General features: G+C 43.6%; 19 protein-coding genes. 10 read left to right on the top strand and 9 right to left on the bottom strand.

Annotated elements, in window-relative coordinates:
- From WC615_RS04365 to WC615_RS04350, 4 genes are read left to right on the top strand one after another with little or no spacing between them, the layout of a single operon-like run.
- Positions 1 to 453: a hypothetical protein gene (locus WC615_RS04365; RefSeq protein ID WP_372976916.1), complete on the top strand. Its 453-nt coding sequence runs from the start codon at positions 1 to 3 to the stop codon at positions 451 to 453.
- Positions 453 to 2,126 (top strand): cbb3-type cytochrome c oxidase subunit I, encoded by a 1,674-nt coding sequence (locus WC615_RS04360; protein WP_372976915.1) that lies wholly within the window; start codon positions 453 to 455, stop codon positions 2,124 to 2,126. The genes WC615_RS04365 and WC615_RS04360 overlap by 1 nt, the downstream gene beginning before the upstream one ends.
- A gap of 36 nt (positions 2,127 to 2,162) precedes the next feature.
- The gene (locus tag WC615_RS04355; RefSeq protein WP_372976914.1) at positions 2,163 to 2,813 is read left to right on the top strand and encodes an SCO family protein; all 651 of its coding nucleotides are present in this window, start codon (positions 2,163 to 2,165) and stop codon (positions 2,811 to 2,813) included.
- Positions 2,814 to 2,831: 18 nt separating this feature from the next.
- Complete coding sequence (locus WC615_RS04350) at positions 2,832 to 3,440, top strand: c-type cytochrome (protein WP_372976913.1); 609 nt, start codon at positions 2,832 to 2,834, stop codon at positions 3,438 to 3,440.
- A 119-nt stretch (positions 3,441 to 3,559) separates the two neighbouring features.
- On the opposite strand, the gene WC615_RS04345 is transcribed toward WC615_RS04350, so the two are convergent.
- Genes WC615_RS04345 through WC615_RS04330 form a run of 4 tightly spaced genes read right to left on the bottom strand, consistent with a single transcriptional unit; the run spans position 3,560 to position 6,998 of the window.
- Positions 3,560 to 4,456, bottom strand: coding sequence for a LysR family transcriptional regulator (locus WC615_RS04345; protein ID WP_372976912.1), 897 nt, complete (start codon positions 4,454 to 4,456; stop codon positions 3,560 to 3,562).
- A 23-nt stretch (positions 4,457 to 4,479) separates the two neighbouring features.
- Entirely contained in the window at positions 4,480 to 5,400 is a 921-nt protein-coding gene (locus tag WC615_RS04340; RefSeq protein WP_372976911.1) for a molybdate ABC transporter substrate-binding protein, read from the bottom strand.
- A 36-nt stretch (positions 5,401 to 5,436) separates the two neighbouring features.
- Positions 5,437 to 5,892 (bottom strand): DsrE family protein, encoded by a 456-nt coding sequence (locus WC615_RS04335; RefSeq protein ID WP_372976910.1) that lies wholly within the window; start codon positions 5,890 to 5,892, stop codon positions 5,437 to 5,439.
- Positions 5,893 to 5,921: 29 nt separating this feature from the next.
- Positions 5,922 to 6,998, bottom strand: coding sequence for a c-type cytochrome (locus WC615_RS04330; protein WP_372976909.1), 1,077 nt, complete (start codon positions 6,996 to 6,998; stop codon positions 5,922 to 5,924).
- A gap of 442 nt (positions 6,999 to 7,440) precedes the next feature.
- On the opposite strand from WC615_RS04330, the gene WC615_RS04325 reads away from it, so the two are divergent.
- The 3 genes from WC615_RS04325 to WC615_RS04315 all read left to right on the top strand — a co-directional run bounded on the left by WC615_RS04325 (position 7,441) and on the right by WC615_RS04315 (position 10,929).
- Positions 7,441 to 8,295 carry an ROK family protein gene (locus WC615_RS04325; protein ID WP_372976908.1) on the top strand — a complete coding sequence of 285 codons (855 nt, stop codon included), beginning with the start codon at positions 7,441 to 7,443 and terminating at the stop codon, positions 8,293 to 8,295.
- Between the two features lie 570 nt (positions 8,296 to 8,865).
- Entirely contained in the window at positions 8,866 to 9,582 is a 717-nt protein-coding gene (locus WC615_RS04320) for a 2OG-Fe(II) oxygenase (RefSeq protein WP_372976907.1), read from the top strand.
- Between the two features lie 369 nt (positions 9,583 to 9,951).
- Complete coding sequence (locus WC615_RS04315; protein WP_372976906.1) at positions 9,952 to 10,929, top strand: hypothetical protein; 978 nt, start codon at positions 9,952 to 9,954, stop codon at positions 10,927 to 10,929.
- Positions 10,930 to 10,932: 3 nt separating this feature from the next.
- Here WC615_RS04315 and WC615_RS04310 read toward each other — a convergent pair whose 3' ends face one another.
- From WC615_RS04310 to WC615_RS04300, 3 genes are all read right to left on the bottom strand, one after another.
- Positions 10,933 to 13,581: a CHAT domain-containing protein gene (locus tag WC615_RS04310; RefSeq protein WP_372976905.1), complete on the bottom strand. Its 2,649-nt coding sequence runs from the start codon at positions 13,579 to 13,581 to the stop codon at positions 10,933 to 10,935.
- A gap of 38 nt (positions 13,582 to 13,619) precedes the next feature.
- Positions 13,620 to 15,632: a hypothetical protein gene (locus tag WC615_RS04305; RefSeq protein ID WP_372976904.1), complete on the bottom strand. Its 2,013-nt coding sequence runs from the start codon at positions 15,630 to 15,632 to the stop codon at positions 13,620 to 13,622.
- A gap of 115 nt (positions 15,633 to 15,747) precedes the next feature.
- Positions 15,748 to 16,749 (bottom strand): hypothetical protein, encoded by a 1,002-nt coding sequence (locus tag WC615_RS04300; RefSeq protein WP_372976903.1) that lies wholly within the window; start codon positions 16,747 to 16,749, stop codon positions 15,748 to 15,750.
- A gap of 166 nt (positions 16,750 to 16,915) precedes the next feature.
- Between WC615_RS04300 and WC615_RS04295 the strand changes: the two genes are divergently transcribed.
- On the top strand, positions 16,916 to 17,470 hold the full coding sequence (locus tag WC615_RS04295; protein ID WP_372976902.1) for an RNA polymerase sigma factor: 555 nt from the start codon (positions 16,916 to 16,918) through the stop codon (positions 17,468 to 17,470).
- Positions 17,471 to 17,482: 12 nt separating this feature from the next.
- Positions 17,483 to 18,211, top strand: a complete 729-nt coding sequence (locus WC615_RS04290; RefSeq protein WP_372976901.1) for a hypothetical protein — start codon at positions 17,483 to 17,485, stop codon at positions 18,209 to 18,211.
- A 19-nt stretch (positions 18,212 to 18,230) separates the two neighbouring features.
- Here the strand turns inward: WC615_RS04290 and WC615_RS04285 are convergent, their stop codons facing one another.
- Together WC615_RS04285 and WC615_RS04280 are read right to left on the bottom strand one after the other, a co-directional pair.
- The gene (locus tag WC615_RS04285; protein WP_372976900.1) at positions 18,231 to 19,034 is read right to left on the bottom strand and encodes a hypothetical protein; all 804 of its coding nucleotides are present in this window, start codon (positions 19,032 to 19,034) and stop codon (positions 18,231 to 18,233) included.
- Positions 19,035 to 19,103: 69 nt separating this feature from the next.
- Positions 19,104 to 19,709 (bottom strand): DUF1684 domain-containing protein, encoded by a 606-nt coding sequence (locus WC615_RS04280; protein ID WP_372976899.1) that lies wholly within the window; start codon positions 19,707 to 19,709, stop codon positions 19,104 to 19,106.
- A gap of 341 nt (positions 19,710 to 20,050) precedes the next feature.
- On the opposite strand from WC615_RS04280, the gene WC615_RS04275 reads away from it, so the two are divergent.
- The coding region (locus WC615_RS04275) for an alpha-galactosidase (RefSeq protein ID WP_372976898.1) at positions 20,051 to 21,439 on the top strand (1,389 nt) is incomplete at its 3' end.

Genomic DNA, 21,439 nt, shown 5'->3' with positions numbered 1-21,439 from the left:
ATGAATAAATACGAGATCAGGGTAATTGTGCTTGCGGGCCTTTTGCTATCAGTTTTTTTCTTTGCCATTCTTTACAATGATTTCAGCCGGAACATCGACGTGCCCGCCTGCGTGACCTACTCCGGTACTTACAAAGTGCCGCATGTAAAAAAACTGGACAGAACAACCTATGAAGTTTACGGTGTTGCGAAGATGTGGGCTTTTATGCCGGATGACCTCACCTTTCCGGAAGGGAGTACCGTTGACCTGTATCTAACATCAGACGATGTGGTCCATGGGTTTAATATTGTAAAGAAGGGGGTTAACGTCATGGCAGTACCCGGCGCGATCACCAAGACGACAGTCACTTTTGAGCAAGCCGGTGTTTATAGAATTCTCTGCCATGAATACTGTGGTGCCGGTCATCAGTATATGATGGGTAAAATTACGATCACTCCTAAAAAATATTACTAATGAACATTAGCAAAACTTACCGGACAGTTATACTTACCGGGTTATTAATGCCCATGACACTCTTTATCCTGGGCTGTTATAACGGCGTTATGCAAACCATTTACCGGGCAGGCGTTATTCACCAATCGTCGGTAGCAGGCATTAATTATTACCAGGGCCTTACCATGCACGGGGTGATCAATGCCATCGTGTTGACCACTTTTTTCGCGGTGGTTTTTGGGCATGTAACCGTATCCTATTATCTTAAGCGGGAGCCACCCAGGTTATCCTATCAAATTTCAATGGTCCTGATGGTGATCGGTACCCTAATGGACCTGATTGCCATGGCAACCGGAAAGGCCCAGGCTTTATATACTTTTTATGCACCTTTAAAAGCCTCGCCATTTTTTTACGTTGGTACCGCTTTGCTGATTGTTGGCAGCTGGATCGCCTTTTTCGGCTGGATCAAAATATGGTATAGCTGGAAAAAAGAGAACCCGAAATCGAAAATGCCTTTAGCAGTACTCGGTACTTTTGTTAATTTCTCCATCTGGCTGATTAGTACGCTTCCGGTAGCTTACGAAACACTGGTTATTTTGACGCCATGGTCGTTAGGCTGGACAGATAGTATCCATGTGCCGTTAACCCGTATGCTGTTCTGGATGTTCGGCCATCCGTTAGTTTACTTCTGGTTGTTGCCCGCATACGTGGCTTATTACACCATTTTACCCAAGGTGGCAGGCGGTAAACTCTACTCCGGGAATGCCGGGCGGCTTGCCTTTTTGTTATTCCTCATCTTATCGATGCCGGTTGGCGTCCATCACCAGTTCAGCGAACCGGTTTTCACGCCGGGCACTAAGCTTTGGGCGAGCCTGTTAACTTACGCGGTAGCCATTCCCAGTTTTATGACTGCTTTCACGGTAGCCGCATCACTGGAATACGGCGCGCGGAAACGAGGTGCAAAAGGGGTTTTTAGCTGGATGTGGAAACTGCCGTATTTTGAGGTAGACAATTACCTGTTTGGTTACTTTATCTGTGGCTTGATCCTGTTTATTTTCGGTGGCCTATCCGGTATAGTCAATGCTTCTTACACATTGAACCAGCTGGTGCATAATACCGACTGGGTTCCCGGGCATTTCCATATGACCGTTGCCGGGCCGGTGATCCTGGTTATACTGGGTATGAGTTTATACATGTACAGCACCGTTTCCGGCAAAGCTTTAAAATTCAAAACATTTGCAGTTATGGTTCCATACGTATGGATGGTAGGCATAGCGTTTTTGTCTCATGGTTTAATGTCAGGTGGTTTGATGGGCGAACCCCGCAGAACTAACCTGGGATTATCCTACACCAACCCGGACAGTCCCTTATATAATCATCATTTTGTGCCCACCACTACCACCACTTTAATTGGCGGACTAATCATGGGCGTTGCCGCGATACTTTATTTTGTGGTATTCTTTGCAACAGCTATGGGAAAACGGGTGAATGAATCGCAACTGATCTTGCCCGAATCTGAAGAACTGCATGAGGAAAAAGACATGCCCCTTTTGCTGACCATGAAGCCGTGGCTTATCCTGATGATTATTTTGGTGATGACCACTTATGTGCCGGCGCTGATCAGTGTTTTTAAATATTCCAAGGCGGTACCCAATAAGTTCCAGCCGGATAGTCCCCAAAATTTACACAAATAAAGTCATCATGCACAACAGGCGATCAATCAATAGCAAATGAAACCGGTTAAAAATAAAGCGATCATTATATTCTTTTCCGTGATAATTACGGTGCCGCTGCTGGCATTTACTGTAATGCGGTGGTATGAGAACAACATAGAGCCATTACCCTATTATCATAACGGAACTTCCATCGAAAGCCGCGACGTGAAGCATTTTGCTGTTCCTGACTTTGCATTTTTAAATACGGACAGCAGTAGGTTAAAGGGCAACTTTGTTCGGGGCAAGGTTTGGGTGGTAAATTACTTTTTCACTTCCTGCCCAACTATCTGTCCAAAAATGATGGCCGGCATGCGGCAAATCCAGCAAGCCTACGCTGGTGATCAACAAGTACGCCTGGTTTCGCTATCCGTAGATCCCTATCACGATACTCCCGCCAAGTTAAAAAAGTATGCTGCTAAAAAAGGGATTAACTTGCTGCAATGGCAGTTGGGTACAGGTAGTAAGCCCGAACTATACCTTTTTGCGCGTAATGGTTTATTCATTACGGCTACAGATGGTGATGGCGGGGAGGGTGATTTTATTCACAGCGACAAGATCGTACTTATTGACCGGCAAAGTCACATCCGGGGTTATTACGATGGTACGGACAGCGATGAGATCTCCCGATTGATCAAAGATATAAGCAGATTAAAAGCGCAACCTTAACCTACTAGAAACATTGTTATGAAAAAGATCCTTTTATGTGCATTTATGTGGCTTTCGCTTACCGGGACGGTTAGCGCTGCCGACCCCGACCCTTTACAGGGCAAGACTATATTTCAGAAAAACTGCAATTCCTGCCATTCTATTCAAAACCAGATCGTTGGCCCGGCGCTGCGCAATGTTTTCGATCGCCACAGTGAAGCATGGATCATCAAATTTGTTCATTCTTCACAATCGGTAATTAAAAGCGGTGATACCGCTGCTGTAAGGCTGTTCACTGCATTTAATCAAACCGTGATGCCTGATCACCCCAACCTGAGCGATCAGGACATTAAAAATATTATCGGATATATCAGGGCGGAAAGCAAAAACGCTGTAGTACAACTACCGGCACCAACTGTGACAGTGGAGGATAATGACCCCTATAAAGGCGAATCGGGTTTTGTAAGGCAGGTTGTTTATATCGATCTCCCGGGTATTCATTCACCAATATTACCTGGCGACTATCGCTTCTGGTTTGTTATTGGGTCTTTGATAATTCTTTCTTTGCTGACACTCTTTACACTGATCAAAGCAAAAACAATAATCACCTTTCTCAATAAGAAATTCGAGAAGCCGACCCATGATTAGTTGGCGCCAATAATAGTAAGGAGCAAGCCCGGGGTGCCAACTGCAATAAAGATGGCGGCAGCAAGTTTGGCACCGCCTATAATACCAACAAAAAACAAAATATATCTTCTAACTACATGTTAATTCGGTTTGTAATTCCTCGCAAAGCGGATAAATAATTCTGCTAACGACGACGGCTGCCCGTGAAGACGGGTGAAGTGAAACGGGCGATCAATAGACAATCCCTTTACATCAATAATGCGTAATTCGTTTTTTTTCAGTGCTTTTAATATAGAATGAACCGATAAAAAGGCCAGGCAATTGCTGTGCAGCAAATACGATTTTATACTTTCGGTACTCCCTAACTGCATTTCAATTTGCAGGTCGGCTAATTTAATATGATGTGGTTTAAGTGCATGGGCAATCACCTCAAGCGTTCCGGAACCGGGTTCGCGCATTAGCAAGGGGTAGTTTTTAAGCTCTTCGGGTTTAATAATATCTTTCTTTAACGTTGGGTTGTTTACGGCGCTTACTAATACCAATTCATCTTTTAAGTATTCTTCATAGCTTATTTGCGGGTTGCGCGAGATACCTTCAATGATGCCGACTTCAATTTCTTTATTTAACAGGGCCTGTTCTATTTCACCGGTATTGCCGGTAATAAGCTGTACCTGAATATCTTTAAATTTTTTATGAAATAAGGCCAGCACCGGCGAAATCACATATTGGGCTACAGTTGTACTTGCGCCCAGTCGTAAAACACCGGTATGCTGTTTCACCAGCAGGTTCATATCAAACTCCAGTTCGCGATAAATACTTAACAGTTGATCTGTATATTGCAGCAATATTTCGCCTGCTGTGGTAAGCACTATTTTTTTATTACCGCTCCGTTCAAACAGGGTGGTTTTGTAAGCCGCTTCCAATTCCTTGATGTGCTTGGTTACCGCGGGCTGGCTTATATATAACTCGGCAGAGGCCTTGGTGAAATTAAGCCTTTTGGCTACGGTATAAAAAACCTGTAAACGAAAATCTAACATGGCACTTGTGGTTAATTAATGTTTTACCTGGTTGTAAATCCATATTTCCTATATATCGCTTTGGCCACCGGGCTGATCAGAAAATCCATAAAATCTTTTGCCGCCTGTATGTGTGGTGCAATCTTCATTTGGCCGGCCACATACGTAGCACTGATGTTTTCAGCTTCCGGAATTTCTATCACATCGGTTGGATGATCGATCATCATTTGATAGTAAGCTTCGGTATACCATACGGGTGCCGCGTCAGCCTGGTTGTACAAAATGCGCATCGGCGTTTGGCGGTGATGGATCTGGGTAAGGTAAGTAGTGCTGTCTTTAACCTTGGTTTCCATAATAGTTTTACGCAGTGTTTCGGTACCGGCCTTTACATAAGCTTCTTCAATACGCTTACCTATTCCTTCCCATTCGGGGTTAGGCATACTCACCCTTACATCAGCACGGCCCAGGTCTTTTAATCCTTTTACATTTTTAGGGTTGCCTTTGCGCACCATAATGGCCAGCCGGTTATACGCATAAGGCACTGTCCGGCTAAAATATTCGGGCATCTGGTCTGTACGGCTTTTGCCCGCGGTGTACACATCCGGTTTAAGTGTAATGCGCATATTACCAATAGTGATAGAGCCGCCCATGATCTGTTTTGCTAAAATACCCGGAGGCAGTGTTTCCGCAAAAATGCGCTGATATTGCGGGTGTTCCTTTTTAAAAGCCACCATCAGGTCATCTATACACATAAACTGGTTCCCGGCGAAGAATACCACCAATTGCGGGTCGTTAATATCACCAAACAGGTCGGGCACATTATCTACACCGGGTACGGTAAACATTACCTTACTTTCCGGCGGGGTGTTCCATGGCGGGTCGAACCGGTGAGCCTGTGCCTTAACCTGACTGCTCAAGGCAATAAGCCCGGCTATGGCAAATGTTATTTTTTGAAGGTGCTTCATGATTTATTTTAATTGATGTACAGAACAGAATGTTAACTATGGATGCACAGTTGCCCAACCTTCGTACTGGCGGATGATGATCTCGCCATTACCACTGGGCACAAAAGAGATAAAGGGGAACAGTTCGTTCTTGTCTATCTTCCGCTCTTTGATGGTATTGTTGCATTGCGCTAATACCACGCCTTTAGCTTGCAGGTCCTTTAGGGTTTGCTCATAAATGCCGGTTTTCATAAAAACAGCAACACCATCGCCAAAAGCTACTAATTCCACATGTAGTTTACCTTTAAGCCGTGGGTCCTCTAAGGCGTTATTAATATTACGCAGGGTGCCTTTTATCTTTTTCTCGTCGTTTGAGTTGAGGATGTACAAGGCGTTGTAATGTTTGAGTTTGGCCATTGCACCGGTGAAAGCGGCGGGGTCTGTTTGCTGTGCGATGGCCGGTTTTACAAAAAACGGTAAAGCGAACACTAATAGGAACATGTACTTTTTCATAATTGTATTTGTTTATAATTTTTAATTAGTTAATTTTTTTGTGCGTCTTTGATCGGTTTAAAAGGGCCAAACTTATGCTGCTTTTCGCTAAAATTATCAGCATAAGGGCCAAACGGAAGATCGATCGGTTTTTTCTTAAGGTCAGCCCAGTCATGGTGCTGGTCTTTATGCGGGCGGGGTTGTGAGTTTACAAAAGCGGCTACATTCCAGGCTTCCTCATCAGTTAATTGCGGGTTTTGGTAAGTAGCGCCAAACGGCATATTATTTTTAACAAATCCGGCAAAGTTGGTTAACCGGTACATGCCTGCGCCATCGTTATAACTATGTTTGCCCCATAATGGTGGGTATATGTAGCTTATTTTATCTACCGCAAGTGTTCCTTCTCCATTTGCGCCGTGGCAACTCTGGCATTTAGCTGCAAAAACTATCTTTCCCTTTGCCGGGTCGGCCGCATAATCCATAAACGGCAGCTTCTCTGTGGCGTTGCCAAATAATTTCTGCCCTTTTTCCACACCTTTCCCTACCCATTTCATATAAGCCAGTATAGCCTGCACTTCTTTACCTTTAATATCCGGCACCTTACCTGCAAGGCTCCGCTCAAAGCACTCGGCAATACGTTCTGCCGGTTGTTCAAATTTCCCGCTACGATTGCTTAGTTTGGGGTAGCCCGATATAAAACCAGCGAAATTGTTCCCAAGTAGCCTGGTTCCGGCTGCCAGGTGGCAATTTTGGCAATTCATACCATTGGTTATCGTAGCTATACTGCCTTTTGGCCCAAAATATTTAGCAGTATGTGCCAGCAGCTCGCGGCCATAACGGATAGCATCACCGGTTTCTCCCGTGGGGATCGTATTATCATCGGGTGCTTTCCAGGCATCTTTAGGAATGCTGAGTGACGGATTCACAACTGAGGTAGCGGCAACCGGGGCCGGGATATTATTTGATGCAGTAACCGCTATGGCATCCTTACGGGCCAGCCCGGTGTTGAGCATTGATACTATAACTATGGCAATACAAGCTACAGCAATACAGGCAATATAAATAGTATATCGCGACATTTTAACTAATGTTTTGATAAGTTCCTTTTGTTGCTCCTGGTCTTCCATTTGATCTGTTTATTGATAATTGACAGATCAAAAGTACAGGCGAAAAGAAGTGTGTTTTTATCATTATTGCTAATGTTCAATAACCAAAAGTTATGGTTGTGTTGGGTTAACTATCACAAATGTCGGGTAAAATGGTAACCTAATAAATAAAATTCTGATCCAATTGCTTTTTTTTAAAGTTAATAGCATTATTTAATTATGTACTGGTATAATTAAATGTTTGGTTTTACATGAAGATAAAAAATATCCGATTTGTATTTTGGGTATGTACATGGGCACGCGTAATTTTACCTTTACCGCACCTGCAAATACAGGCTTGTTTTTAACCGGCGAGGTAAGGGATATAAAAACAGATAAAAACAGTAAAAGGAACGTATATATTAGTAGCAAGAAATAACGAAGCATTACAGATCTTTAAAAGAAATTGATAGCAATATAAAGCATGGCAGGTACTAAAATTATAGGGATAGATTTAGGGGCAACAAACGTTAGGGGCGCGGTAGTTGAGGATGGGCAGGTATCGGCTATCGAGGCACTGCAAATAAAAAGCGACGGTACCGTTGATGAAGTGCTTGCAGATATATACCTGGTAGTTGATAAACTTTTAATGCATGGCGATATCCTTGCCATAGGGATAGGTGTACCAAGCATAGTTGATGTAGAGCAGGGGATAGTTTACAATGTATTGAACATCCCCTCGTGGAAAGAAGTACACCTGAAAAAAATACTGCAGGAGCGATACAACCTGCCGGTTTATGTAAATAATGATGCCAATTGCTTTGCCGTTGGTGAATACTACTACGGCAAGGGCAAAGGATACTCATCTGTAATAGGTTTAACCATGGGCACCGGCCTTGGGGCCGGTGTAATTATAAATCGGCACCTGTATGCGGGGGCTAACTGCGGCGCAGGCGAATTTGGCTTTTTACCTTATGAAGCCAACCTTTTAGAGTACCATGCAAGCGGCTCATTTTTTACCATTACAAAAGGTGTAAACGGGCAGCAGGTTTTCCAAAACGCCCAAAAAGGAGATGCGGAAGCGCTGAGTCTGTATCAGGAGTTTGGTAAACATGTTGGGTACGCCATAAAAATGGTGATGTACACTTACGATCCGCAGCTTATTGTGCTGGGTGGTTCTGCGCGCCACGGGTTTGAATATTTTAAAACCGCCATGTGGGATGAGATAAAAACATTTGCCTTCCCGGGATCTGTCGAAAAGATTAAAATAGAAATTTCAGAACTGCACAACAGCGGTATTATAGGCGCTGCTGCTTTGTATCTGGATTCGCAGAATTAAAAATAATTAAAGGGTAACTATATGCCGTTATCAGCAAAGATAACGGCAGTATGATTACATATGGACGTATACTATTACGCCGAGCCAGAGATAGAACAGAGCCGCCGGCAGTAAAATAATTAGCCGGGAGTTTATAACCGAATATGGTATAATATTATGCCTGCATCTTAATATTATGTTAATAAACAACCAGTATTTTTGCCTGTAATACAAATAGGCGGGGTACTATAGGTTTCTCGTCTATTTATAAATACCCCTAATAATGACATCTACCCCTCAATCTGTACCCATAAAAAGGGTACCCCCCTGTGCCTGTGGCAAAGGCCTTAAAACGGATATGCAAAGGATCCGGCGAACTTTTTTAATGAAAACATTACTGTTTTGGCTGCCGCTTAAAAGATATAAATGCGACAGATGTGTGCGTAACCGCTGGATGATGGATTGATTTTTTAAAAGTGTTTCCTGATTTAGGTGCCTGCTGGGCAATTTTATTAAATGCAAGGGTTTAATTCCGCAAGAAACGGGTTTCAACTACGTGGTGATCATTGCAGTTTTGGATAAATTAAATTTATGGAAACACCTGAAATATCGGACCGGATAGCCGCAATTAACTGGGAGCAAATTACCCATACACTGCACGACAAAGGATTTGTAATTGTAAAGGCCATTTTAAACAAACAGGAGTGCGATAGCCTGATTGCTAATTACCATACCGGCAATTACCGTAAAACGGTTAATATGGATCGTTACCGGTATGGTAGCGGCGAATATAAATATTACGACTACCCGCTACCCCATTTAATAAACGAATTGCGCGAAAGCATTTACCCCAACATAGCGCCGGTTGCCAATGCATGGATGCAGGAACTGGGTATAAACAAAAACTTCCCGCTAACACATGCGGAGATGAAACAAGTGAGCCATGATAACGGCCAGCTAAAACCAACCGCGCTTATTTTAAAATACGGGCCGGGCGGGTTTAATACCATGCACCAGGATCTGTACGGCGAGGTATATTTCCCTATGCAAATAGTGTTTGTGCTTAACCAGGCCAATGAAGATTTTACGGGCGGCGAATTTGTTATAACAGAACAAATACCACGGGCGCAATCAAAAGCCAATGTGCTGGTGCCCGATAGGGGCGATATGGTTATCTTCACTACAAACTTCCGCCCTGCTAAAGGTGCAAAGGGTTATCACCGGGTAAATATGAAACATGGGGTTAGTCCGCTGCACAGCGGTAACAGGCATAGCCTGGGTATTATCTTTCATGATGCGCTGAGTTAATAAGGGCAGATTAAACTTTCACATTTCACGAAGCGTTCCGATGGAACGCGCCGGTGTTACTGTTTATCTTACCAACCAAACGCCCCGATGGGGCGACGTGCTCCCACAAATTTTAAATGCAGAAAGAGAATGACCCTAAGGGCATAGAAGATACGCTTGTCGATTAGGTGTGTACACGTTAAGCCCGAAGGGGCGAACGTTGCTCTAATATATAGGTTCGCCCCATCGGGGCGTTTGGTTGGTAGTTTCAATTATAAAAGCATTACGTTCCATAGGAACGTTTGATAGATGTAAGATAATTTCATTTACACCTGTTAATAGGCTGCTGATCAAAACAAAATAACTATTTTTAGCATGTAGTTTTAATTTATGATAGCGATACCCCTGCGTAAACAAGTTATTTTAGCCATTGCTTTTATCCTGGCCGTTTTTGCATCCCCACAGGCTAAGGCACAGGCCGAAAAACCGGATACGGTTTACAGCGGTATTTATATCACCAGCATCCACGATATAAATTTTAAGGATAAAGAATACAGCATAAACCTTTGGCTGTGGTTAAAATACAAGAACAAAAAATTCGACTTTTTGCATAACCTGGAAGTGCCGCAGGCAAAAACGGTTACGCAATCCTATTCAACTGTCGACTCCAGCGATAACAAGGTTTACATCCTGATGAAGCTGCAGTGTGTGATGAAAGATTCATGGGCGACAGAAAACTTTCCGTTTGATAAGCAAAAGCTCCGGTTCTCTATCGAGAATTCACAGTTCGATTCCAAATCGTTGGTTTTTGCGCCCGATACACTTGGTAAGCACTTCGATCCGCGTTTTACCCTGAGGGGCTGGCAAATAGATAGCCTGAATGTATCTACCGGGATAAAAGTTTACGAGACAGCCTTTGGTGACGAGAGTGTGCCTAAACCACATACCGAATACAGCAATTTTAAAGTAAAGTTACAGATAGACAGGGCTGCCATGGGCTTGTTCTGGAAGATGTTTCTGGGCATGTATGTAGCTTTCCTGATAGCCTATATGTGTTTTTACATCCATACGGATAGCATCGATTCGCGGTTTGGATTGAGTGTGGGTGCCCTGTTCGCGGTAATTGGTAACAAGTATATTGTAGATTCGTCCTTGCCCGAATCTACCACGTTTACCCTAGTTGATACCCTGCACGGCATCACCTTGTTATTTATCCTTACAATAATTATCAGCACTGCTTACTCCCTGCGCCTGGTGAAAAGGGATAAGGTTGAGGAGGCTAAAAAGTTCGACTTTTTATGCGCGCAGGTGATGCTGGCAGGTTATGTTTTACTGAATGCCTGGTTTATTTATGCGGCAAGCAGGTAAAAATTATCGTTTCTTTTTTCTCCAATAAAGCAAGCCGAGCGTAATTACTATGAGGCCGCCTATGGCATACCAATAAATAGAATTTATGGCTGCCTGTAAATGTACCGGCTCGTCGGCACCCATCAGTACCAGGCTGTCCCAATAGTAAGGCAGGTACATGGCATCAGATGGTTGGGCAGTATTTAACCACGCAAGTTTGGCTTGATGCAGTGCAGTACCGCTGCTTTTACCGGTAAGCAGGTGTTTGTATACGTTGGCGGTTATTTGCGATACAGCTTCATCATTTACGTTCCATAAACCGGCAATAGTTGCAGGTGTACCAATGGCTGTAAACCCGCGCGACAGGCTGATGATGCCCTCGCCGTTTGCCAGCATCCCATCCCCCGTGCGGCAGGCGCTTAATATTACCAGGTTGGGTTTATTAGCTTTAGATAATAGCTCGAACAGGAAAAGTTTCTCTTTGCCAAAATCAAGTGTAGGCTCTTTGTTGATGCCCGACAGATAAGCATGGGTACTGATATGCAGCGTAGCCGAGTTTTCAAAACTGTTAAAGAACGACCGGGTGTTGACCTCCTCATTGTACAGATAATTGCCCTTTACCAATTTATTAATTGCATCAGCCTCTTTTTTTACAGCGATGATAGGCGTGTTGCTGTTGCCCTCGTGCGTAACAAACAACCCGCTAAAGGTTGTCCTGCCGGTATCTTTAGCTTTGTTTTTGATCAGGGCATTCAATGAGAATGCATAGGTGGTTGTCAGCTTCTTGAGCAGGAACGGCCATTGCGATGTGGCGGGGTCATACTTATCCCCGGTAATTAAGCCATCGAACGACAGGTAGCCCAGTACATCATCCGCAATAATACAAAGGCGCTCGTTTGCTTGTAAGGTTGTGCTTTTAAACAGGGTAGAGTATATGCTATTGGATGCCATGAAAAATTCCTTTGGCGAATTAAGCATGGCATCCGGCCCGTTGCGGTAATAGGTGTTGATGAATTGGGTAAGCTGCCGGCGTAAACTATCCGCGCCGGCTATTCTTGTAACTTTTTTAACAACGCTGTTTTTTATATCTATCATATATACGCCGCGCGTACCAAAAAAGAACTCAATGGCATGCAGCTCTTTTGGTAAAGCCGATAACATATCCGCCGCCGCTGAAACCGTTCCGGCTGATTGTTCGCGGTATTTTTTGTTGAGCAGCGATAGGTCGTATTTTAAGGCGTTAACCTTTTCCTGATATTTTGCGCCGTTTTTTTCGGTCATAATTAACCGTTCGTTATAGGCAATGGCACGTTCAAGATCTGTACGTTTGCGCAAGGTGCTATCATGCCGGTTGCTTGCAAATTGCTGGTTGTTGTGCTGTATCTGGTCGGCAAGGGTGCGGGCTTTGGTTTGCTCGGCAATTTCCAGTACCAGGTTCAGGTATTTTTCATCGTGCGATGTTTGGTATAAGCCCAATGCCATTTCTATGGCGGTTTCGGCCAGTTCCTTGCCGTTGTTTTGCAGGCGCTCTTTGGTTTTGTTATCGGCAAATTCCTTCCTTATTTTATCAGTTGCCAGCAGGGCGTAACGTATATTTTGCAGGGCTGCTTCGGGTTGTTTTAGTAGTTGGTAGGTAAGCGCTTTTTCCGAGAAGATATCAACCAGGTTAATTTCGCCATAAATGTTTTGCGCCAGGGTTTTATTTTGCGATGTGTTTATACGTAATATTCTTAAAGCTTCATCGGCTAATAAAAGTGCTTTTTGTGGCTGCTTCTCTAAGCGTTTAACTTTGGCAAGTTGTGCAACCAGGTTTGCTTTTTCGCGCAGCCGGTCGCCGGGGTACCAAATGTTAATGATGTTAAGGGCCGAATTATAATTGTTCCCGGCAAATTTCAGGTGATGGCTTTTTAATTCTATATTCCCCAAAGTTGTATAAGCGCCAAGCAAGCTATAGGCGTTTTGGCTGTTGTCGCTTTTTTGCGATTTAATGTTCTTTTGGAGTATTTTCCGGGCATTCGAAGGGCGGCTTTGGTCGTTTAAAATGTCAGCCAGGACGTTCTGAAGCCGAAAATTTACCCCGGAATTTTTTGTGAGTTTTTGGCCTTTGGTTATGCAATTAAGGGCGGCGGTATAATTGCCCATGGTGTAATATGATATGGCCATGTTGCAATAAGCCGAAGCCATATCCCCGGTATTTTCAAAGGCGTTCAATTGTTCAATTGCCTTTTGCTGGATGAATATAGCCCGCTCATAATCGCCAAGGCGGGTATAGTTATTGCCAAGTGGTTTAAACACATATTCTACCACATCAAACTGTACTACTTTATACTTATAGAAGTATGCGTAAGCATCCTCATAGTAGTTAATGGAGCTGAGTATATCCCCGGCTTGCAGCTGGTCATACCCTTGTGTGCTAAGCAAGGTAAGCCAGGCAATGCGCTCCTCAAGGGTGGCAGGCTGTCGCCACACGTCTCTTTGTGCAGCAAGTAGAAAGGGTAATTGCTGCGGATTAGCAGTCACATAATCTATCCGCTGGTAAAGCCACTCGGTAAGGTCGTTCTTGCTTTTTAGGTCGGCCAGTTTTTTGCTGATAGGGGCATCCTGCGCATAAGCTGCCGCATGCAAAAGCATCAGGCAAAAAAGTACAATATATCGTACAGGCTTTAGCGGCATAGGTAATGGTTAGTGCCACTAAAATAGGTTATTTTAAGTTAGAATTTCCAGGTTACATAGGTGCTTGCATGTGATACTGAAGATTTTGGGTCGTAAAAATACCTGAACCCAATAGCAGGTCCTACGCGCACCTTGCCAACAACAACATCTGCAAAAACAGAAGCCCGGGCATCCGAAAATGTCTTTTTTACCCTGTCGGCCAGTACTGCAAGGTTTTCATCAGCAACGCCATTTACACCTTTTAATGCGTAGTTTATATTGTTCTTAAAGGTATTGTTCAGGTCTATGGAAACCAACGCGCCCACACCTGCGCCTATATAATCGTTAAAGCTATACCGTAAGGATACAGGCACCACATTCAGCGTGGTTACTTTGTTAGATATGGTTCGGGTACGGCTGCTAATAATGTACGGTACCTTACCTATTGTGGTATCCCTGTTGCCTGCTACCGTCCGTGTTTGTGAAACTTCCTTAAAGTCGCTCAGGTAGATCTCAGCCTGTAAATATTTGCCATAAGACGAATACGGCGCGATGCTTGCACCAATCGTGATGTTTTTTTGTGTAAGGTAATCGCTGCCTTTTGATTGTAACGGAAACCCAAAACCCAGTATAATCCCCGGCGATAAGCCCGGTTTAAACCTGCCGGTAGCCTTGTTGGTTACAATGGGTTCGTTCTTGTCAAATATGATAGATGCCCGGGTATAGATGGGCAGCTTTTTTGGTTTCTCCTTAAATTTGATCTTGTATTCTACAAAGCCCTTGGTGGAGTCGGCATCGTGCACACCTTCCTGCTGTGTGCCGGGCAGGTAAATGTTGTTAAAAATAAAATTCACGCTGTCGGTACCCGGTACAACCTTCAGGCAGCTTTGGTTGGCGTATGCGCTGTCGCAGCTTTTTACTTCGGGTTTTGTGCGGTTTACCTTGATGGTGCTGGCATCAAATACCGGCGACAAGCTAACCCCCACATTTACCTTTTTTGCAGGCCCTTTGCCTGTGTTCTGAAAATCTACCCTATAAGTCAATTCGCGGTGTTTACCGGTAAATCGGTAATCCATCCGCGTTCTGCGTAACGACATTTTATTGGGGTCGTGCGAGGCTACTATCTGCAACTCCACACTAAATATCTCGCGTTCTATTTTAGGGTCATCAGGGATAAAAACACCACTCAGGCGCACTATGGCGTTGGTGTCTTTGATCATCTCGGGCGTGGTTTTAAAATCCATAAAAACAAAGTTTTCCTGCCCGGCTTTCAGGTTCTCAAAATGCCATGCCTTGCTGCTTTTAAAGTTCTTTACCTGGTCGCGTAATACTAAAGCCTCTTTTGCCAATATCTCATCTATCTGCGCTTGTGAAATGCCGGGGCTAACAGATGCATAGTATAAATTATCCTTTGGTTTTTTAACGGGCGAATAGGCAAACACGTTCAACTTTTGCAGGTCTTCGGTTTTCTCGTTATGATAGGTGCGTGTTTCGGTCAGGTCGAAATTGTTATTGCTAAATTCCTTATCGTTATATAAAATGGCAATAGTGCCGCCCAGGTTATTGGTTAGGTTGCCGGCCTTGTTGCGATAGCCTAATACCAGCATCATATCATCGCCGGGTTTTGGCATACAGTTATTTTTCAGGGTGATACTGCTGCCGGGCTGGAAGATATTACTGGGCACAGGTGCCGAGGCCAGCATAGCCTTCGACCGTTTAATGATCACCTTTTTTGGCCGGGTTGGCGGGCGTTTGCCATCGTCATAATTATTGGTGGCATAAAGCCGCGCGCTATAGTAAGTAAGGGCAGAATCTAAATAGGTATGCACCGGTTCTTTCTCAAAGCTGAAGGTGCCATCGCCAAACTCCCAAAAGTAGGTAAAGAATGGGGTGGGGGCACCTGCAATTGGCCTTAGGGCGCGTAACTGCGGGGTAAATTTTACCGTGCCATTGTCATCAGTATAATTAATAATAGCCGGGATAGTATCTGTTGGTATTACCGCCGGGGGAAGTACCTGCGCGCTCAGTTTAGTAGCAAGGCAGATGAAGGTAAGTAACAAGAGCTTTCTCATGGTGTGACAGGGGGCAACTGGTTAGGTAAAAAACAATTAAATATAAAAACTTAAAATGATAATAAGCGACCCTGAAACTCAGGGCCGCTTAACTAATTAAAAAATACAGGTAGAATTAGTAACTATCCAGGCTGTTTATAGCTGTTTGTACTGCAGCTTCGGTAGTTTCTGTAAGGGTTAAGGTTACATGCTGGTTTGCTGTAATAGTGCTTTCCAGTTCGCCGTAGTAGTATTTGCCATCTTTTATAGAAAAGGTAAGGAATTTGCCTTCAACACCTACCGGCATTACATTGTCATAACTTTTAACACTGTTTGGGCCTGTTGTAGTGTACAGTTGTGCCGCAACATTGCTGCCTTTTGCACAGAAGTAAACATAAGTTTCGCCGCTGTATGAGTGGAACGACGATAGCGTGCCGGGATTACCAACCAGATCAACATTCACGGTAGTTTTTGGATTGCTATAGCTGTAAAACACGTCGGTATTGATCCAACCGGTACTGCCGAAGTTAAAAGTGAAGGTATTGTTAACCGAAGCTACCTCTTTGCCGCCATCCTGGCCGTTAGCGCCTTTGCGTGGTGCGGCCCAGGCCATTTGTGCCGCGGCTCCGGCTACAAGCGGGTTACCACCCTGGTCGACCCCCTCCCAAAGTTGGGTAACACCGCTTCGTTTCGCCGGAATAGAAATTTGCATAGGTACAGGCATCATATTGTCTACACTTGTACCGTTTGCTTTAACATTTACATATATAAAACCATCTGATGCAAGCGGGGCGCCGCTGATGTGGTTAGTGTTGCTACCGTAAAATAGTACGTCGCTTCTTTTTAATACTTCAACAGCTTCTACCGTTACTGTACCGGTTACCGCTACACCGCCTACAGTTAATGAGCCTGCCGGGAAGGTGATTTTGGTGCCGCCTTTTAACGTTACGCTTTGCGGCAGGTTTGATGCATCAATTTGCATGGTTTGTGTTTTAGGCGCGTTGCTTGCTACAAATTGCTGTGCGTTGCCATCTGGGTTTGTTGGAACGAAGCCCATATCGTTTTTGTCTTTTGTGCAGGATACTGCTAATAACAATAATGCTGCTACTGATACTGAGGTTAAATTGAACTTTTTCATAATTGTAGTTTTAATTTTTTTTATCGCTTACTCTATTTTGGCTTTTCAGCGTTACGCCGTGATTTATCGTTGTTTGCATCTATATCAGCGGTGCTTAAAATTTGTTACCCCCTTTTTTGAAATATTTTTTAAATATTATTTTTCGTACTTTCCCACAACCTATTTTATGGCAAAAGCAACCCATCCCGATCAGCGTTATGTAACGGCCTTATTAAATAATGATGCAGGGCTTATTGATGAGATATATAAAAGCTGCGCCCGGCAGGTAAAATCATATATCTGTTTTAATAATGGTAATGAGGATGATGCCGCCGATATTTTCCAGGAAGCTTTAATAGATATATATCACCAGGCCAAAAACAAGGATCTGCAGCTCACCTGCCCCTTTAATGCCTTTGTTTTTTTGGTATGCAAACGCAAATGGTTTAACGAATTAAAAAAAAGATCATTAATACAGGTAACAAATAACCCCGACGATGTATTAGATAGCAGCGAGGATACTTTTGCACTTGCCGAAGAGTTGGAGCACCAAATAGAACAGAACAACAGGTTTATGGCTGCTTTTGAAAAACTGGGCGAAAAATGCAAGGAAATCATCCGTTGGAGCATGCAGGGCGAGGCACAGGAAAAAGTGGCCGAGGCTATGGGTGTTACTTATGGGTATCTGCGTAAAAAAAAATCGGAGTGTATGGCATCTTTAGTAAAAATGGTTCAATCTTAATATTTAACAGCGATGAATAACGATAGCATTCTACAGGTATCAAATTATGTAGATGGAGAAATGGATTTGCAGCAGCAAAAAGATTTTGAGCTGCAAATGCAGGGCGATGCCGAATTGCGCGAATATGTGGAGCAATACCGGGAGGCAACCATCGCGTTAAAAACCCGGTTTAAGCCTGATGCCAGCCTTGATGGTTTAAAACAAACGCTTGGTAACCTAAACAAAACGCATTTTAAAGCCGAAGCCAAAGTAGTATCATTTAAATCATACACAAGGTGGATCTCGGGCATAGCGGCGGTGCTTATACTGGGGCTCATTGTTTTTAACCCATGGAAAAAGAGTTTGTATGATGAATACAGCACAGCAAGCAACATGTCGGTATCTGAAAGGGGCGAGGGTGCGCAAACCAATTTAGAAAAGGCAGCAGCATTCTACAATAAAAAGGATTACATAGCAGCCGAAAAGCTACTGGCGAAGGAGTATGCAGCTAACCCTAATAACAGTATGGCGGCTTATTATTACGGCATCACTTTGATACAGGATAAACAGGAGGCCAAAGCACGCGGCATTTTGCAACAGCTTTACCAGGGCGAATCGGCATTTAAGTATGATGCGGCATATTACATGGCTTTAAGCTATGTTAAACAGAACGATAAGGCAAACGCCCGTAAGTGGCTCAAAAATGTACCACCAGGCACATCTAATTACGCCAAAGCGAAAGAATTGGAAGGTAAGCTTTAACCTAAAGCGTTGGCATATGCTAACGCTTTTTTGCTTTGCCTTTGGTTTTAGCCGTAGTTTTAACAACCTTTTTTGGCACGTTAGATAATATAAAAGCCGCGCTGCTAAAAGCCAGTGCCTCAAATACACTTACTATTTCGTTACCGTGCATACCTTTTGGGTTGGCCCAGGCGCGTGGAATGTGAAGTATAATTACCCATATCAACAGCATTATACCCAGTAGTTTTGCCGCCAGCTGGCGTTGTATATTCAATAAGATGCCAAGCCCGGCTGCTATGAGGGCAACACCTGTAAAGTACGTCCAAAAAACCGGGAAGGGGATCCATTTTGGTACAAGGCCGGGTACAAAGCCAATGTAAATAAAATGCTCAATGCCAAATATGAGTATAGTTAAAGCCAGGAAGTATTTGCCTGCAGGCAGTACCCCTTCAAACCCGGTGGTAAATTCTCCCACCTGCGGTAATGATGATGCCACTATAAAAGCGCAGCCGCTTAATGCAAATATTTTAAACGCATTGGCCCAACTGCCTAAAAAATCGGGAGTAGTTAAAAATTGGTTTGGGATATGAAAAACGATCAGTAATAGTAAAAAAAGCAACCCTAAATAAATGGCAGCAGGCCGGGCTTTACTGTTCACCAATACAGGCAAGCATATTGCCGCCAGTACAATACTACCTATCCATGCCGAAAAATGCGAAACGGCAATATCAGCCGGCCACGGGATAATGACAGGCATAAACACTAAAAATACAATTTGCAATAAGGCAATACCAATAATGGATAAGGCAAATAATACCCTCCATAATCTATTTGAGTTTAGCATTGATAAGGGGTTTATAAAGGTTTAATTAATGCAATTTACAAAATAGCTTACGTATTCATAATTAAATATTTAATGCTTTTTTTCGCCGGTGTATTGTTTCTCGCCGGCCTGCACTTTTACCTCCAGGTCGTTCTCTTTCGGGGGCATAGGGCACTGGTAGACCGCGCTGTAAGCGCAATAGGGGTTATAAGCCTTATTAAAATCAATTTCTAAATGGCCGTTTTTGATGTCGGTGGTTTTAAGATCAAGATATCGGCCGCCGCCGTAAGTTTCATGACCGTTGGTTTGGTCTGTAAAAGGCATAAACAGGTAGTCGGCAAAGCCGGGGCGTTTGGCCAATAGCGTATTGCTGTAAATAGTTAAGTGAAGCGGTTTACCGTTCAATACAAATTTTACACGTGCATAACGTACATATTCCTGCTTCGCACCATTAAAGGTGGGTATCATGAATGATGGCTCAGTTGGCAAAATTTCTACGTCGGCAGTTATCAGGTAGGTACTATCCGCGTCATAAAAATGCAGGTTTTTAAGGTCGGCTTCTTTTAAGGGGGAGTTTTTATCCGTCAGGAAATCTGCTTTATACTGTTTACGATGCGTTTCTAACCGGCTTTTATAGCCTTGCGAATGGCTGGTTAGCGTTATAAAAGTAAGCAGGGTAATAATAAGGTATTTCATGAGGCTTGTTTCCAAAAGTATCCTGCAATTTATAAAACCTACGCCAATAATTGGTATGAGGTTATGATCAGTTCCTAACTAAAATTTGCGGGCAAGCCCTGGCTATGCAATTAAAATATTTACACCTACTGCACACAGCCCGGCGAAAGTGATTATGTGGCATGGCGGTGAAACAGTGCCAACAAAAATGCAGGTAAACAGCACTTGGAAAACCGGAGGTGATACATTTACTGTTTTGTTGAATCATTATAAGCGCCCGCCCCAATAATATTACCCATTAGCATTTTGTTAAGGTTTTTTTTTTACCGTATTATTGTCTGCCATACATTTATAACCCAATCATGAGATTTAAAAGAACCCGTCGATTATCTTTAGCGATAGTTTGCCTTATTACAGTATGCTCATTTGCCAAAGCACAAGTTGTAACCATCCCGGTAGAAACGATGCACAATGCACTTGTGCTGCAAACAGATGCTCAGAAAAACCTGAAGATGGTTTATTTTGGCGCCAAATTGGGCAATGCTGTTGAATATGCTGTCATCAAAAACCTGTACAAACCAAATGATGATTCGGGGATATTAGATGATGCTTATACACCATCAGGCTCGGCTAACCTGGCAGAACCTGCATTGACCGTTACCCATGCCGATGGCAATAAATCATTGGACTTATTATATGTAAATCATACCGTAACCAAGGTTGATGACAATGTTTCCTTATTAACTGTAACGCTTAAAGACCCGGCTTATCCGTTCGAAGTGAAGCTGTATTATAAAACATTTTATAAAGAGGATGTTACCGAGCAATGGTCGGTAATTACCAATAACGAAAAAGGCGTGATAACGCTGAACAAGTATGCATCTGCCAACCTTAACTTTAAAAAAGAAGGTGAGGGTTTTTGGCTGAAACAGTATCACGGCAACTGGGCATCAGAAATGAAACCCGAAGAAAGCAAGCTAACCCATGGTATTAAAACCATCGACACCAAACTGGGTACCCGTGCCAATTTATACGAACCATCAACCTTTATGATATCCATGGGTAAACCCGCTACCGAGGATGAGGGTAAAGTACTGTTGGGTTCGTTAGAATGGTCAGGCAATTTTAGGGTCGATTTTGAGTACGACCCGGCGGATAACTTAAGGCTGATTGCCGGTATCAATAACGCCGCGTCAGAATATCGCCTGAAACCCGGCGAGGAGTTTACTACCCCGGCATTGGTGTACACCTACTCTGACCATGGCCGTGGCGATGCCAGCAGGCAGCTGCACCGTTGGGCGCGACAATACAAGATTGTTGATGGCAACGGATCAAGGCTAAGATTATTAAATAACTGGGAATCTACTTACTTTGATTTTAATGAGCCTAAACTGGCCCAGCTGATAAAAGACACCAAAAAACTGGGCGCCGATATGTTTTTGCTGGATGATGGGTGGTTTGGTAATAACCATCCCCGTAATGGCGATAATGCAGGCCTGGGCGACTGGCAGGAAAACAAACGGAAATTGCCAAACGGCATAAGCTCGCTAGTAAAAGAAGCGCAGGCAAATGGCGTAAAATTTGGCATCTGGATTGAGCCCGAAATGGTTAACCCGGCCAGCGACCTGTACAAAGCGCACCCTGATTGGGTGATCAAAGAAGCTAACCGCCCCGAAAAATATTTCAGGAACCAACTGGTGCTCGATCTGACAAACCCTAAAGTGCAGGACTTTGTATTTGGCGTAGTTGAT

It is taken from the genome of Mucilaginibacter sp., assembly GCF_041663085.1.
GTDB lineage: Bacteria > Bacteroidota > Bacteroidia > Sphingobacteriales > Sphingobacteriaceae > Mucilaginibacter.
The sequence above is the reverse complement of the archived record's forward strand: the minus strand, read 5'-3'. Positions and strand labels throughout refer to the sequence as shown.

Bases quoted from the DNA above. Each gene is read 5' to 3' on its own strand.
- WC615_RS04300 (WP_372976903.1), bottom strand. From the start codon at position 16,749: ATGAAAAAGTTCAATTTAACCTCAGTATCAGTAGCAGCATTATTGTTA.
- WC615_RS04345 (WP_372976912.1), bottom strand. From the start codon at position 4,456: ATGTTAGATTTTCGTTTACAGGTTTTTTATACCGTAGCCAAAAGGCTT.
- WC615_RS04305 (WP_372976904.1), bottom strand. From the start codon at position 15,632: ATGAGAAAGCTCTTGTTACTTACCTTCATCTGCCTTGCTACTAAACTG.
- WC615_RS04365 (WP_372976916.1), top strand. From the start codon at position 1: ATGAATAAATACGAGATCAGGGTAATTGTGCTTGCGGGCCTTTTGCTA.
- WC615_RS04335 (WP_372976910.1), bottom strand. From the start codon at position 5,892: ATGAAAAAGTACATGTTCCTATTAGTGTTCGCTTTACCGTTTTTTGTA.
- WC615_RS04290 (WP_372976901.1), top strand. From the start codon at position 17,483: ATGAATAACGATAGCATTCTACAGGTATCAAATTATGTAGATGGAGAA.
- WC615_RS04325 (WP_372976908.1), top strand. From the start codon at position 7,441: ATGGCAGGTACTAAAATTATAGGGATAGATTTAGGGGCAACAAACGTT.
- WC615_RS04315 (WP_372976906.1), top strand. From the start codon at position 9,952: ATGATAGCGATACCCCTGCGTAAACAAGTTATTTTAGCCATTGCTTTT.
- WC615_RS04330 (WP_372976909.1), bottom strand. From the start codon at position 6,998: ATGGAAGACCAGGAGCAACAAAAGGAACTTATCAAAACATTAGTTAAA.
- WC615_RS04340 (WP_372976911.1), bottom strand. From the start codon at position 5,400: ATGAAGCACCTTCAAAAAATAACATTTGCCATAGCCGGGCTTATTGCC.
- WC615_RS04350 (WP_372976913.1), top strand. From the start codon at position 2,832: ATGAAAAAGATCCTTTTATGTGCATTTATGTGGCTTTCGCTTACCGGG.
- WC615_RS04355 (WP_372976914.1), top strand. From the start codon at position 2,163: ATGAAACCGGTTAAAAATAAAGCGATCATTATATTCTTTTCCGTGATA.
- WC615_RS04320 (WP_372976907.1), top strand. From the start codon at position 8,866: ATGGAAACACCTGAAATATCGGACCGGATAGCCGCAATTAACTGGGAG.
- WC615_RS04280 (WP_372976899.1), bottom strand. From the start codon at position 19,709: ATGAAATACCTTATTATTACCCTGCTTACTTTTATAACGCTAACCAGC.
- WC615_RS04310 (WP_372976905.1), bottom strand. From the start codon at position 13,581: ATGCCGCTAAAGCCTGTACGATATATTGTACTTTTTTGCCTGATGCTT.
- WC615_RS04360 (WP_372976915.1), top strand. From the start codon at position 453: ATGAACATTAGCAAAACTTACCGGACAGTTATACTTACCGGGTTATTA.
- WC615_RS04295 (WP_372976902.1), top strand. From the start codon at position 16,916: ATGGCAAAAGCAACCCATCCCGATCAGCGTTATGTAACGGCCTTATTA.
- WC615_RS04285 (WP_372976900.1), bottom strand. From the start codon at position 19,034: ATGCTAAACTCAAATAGATTATGGAGGGTATTATTTGCCTTATCCATT.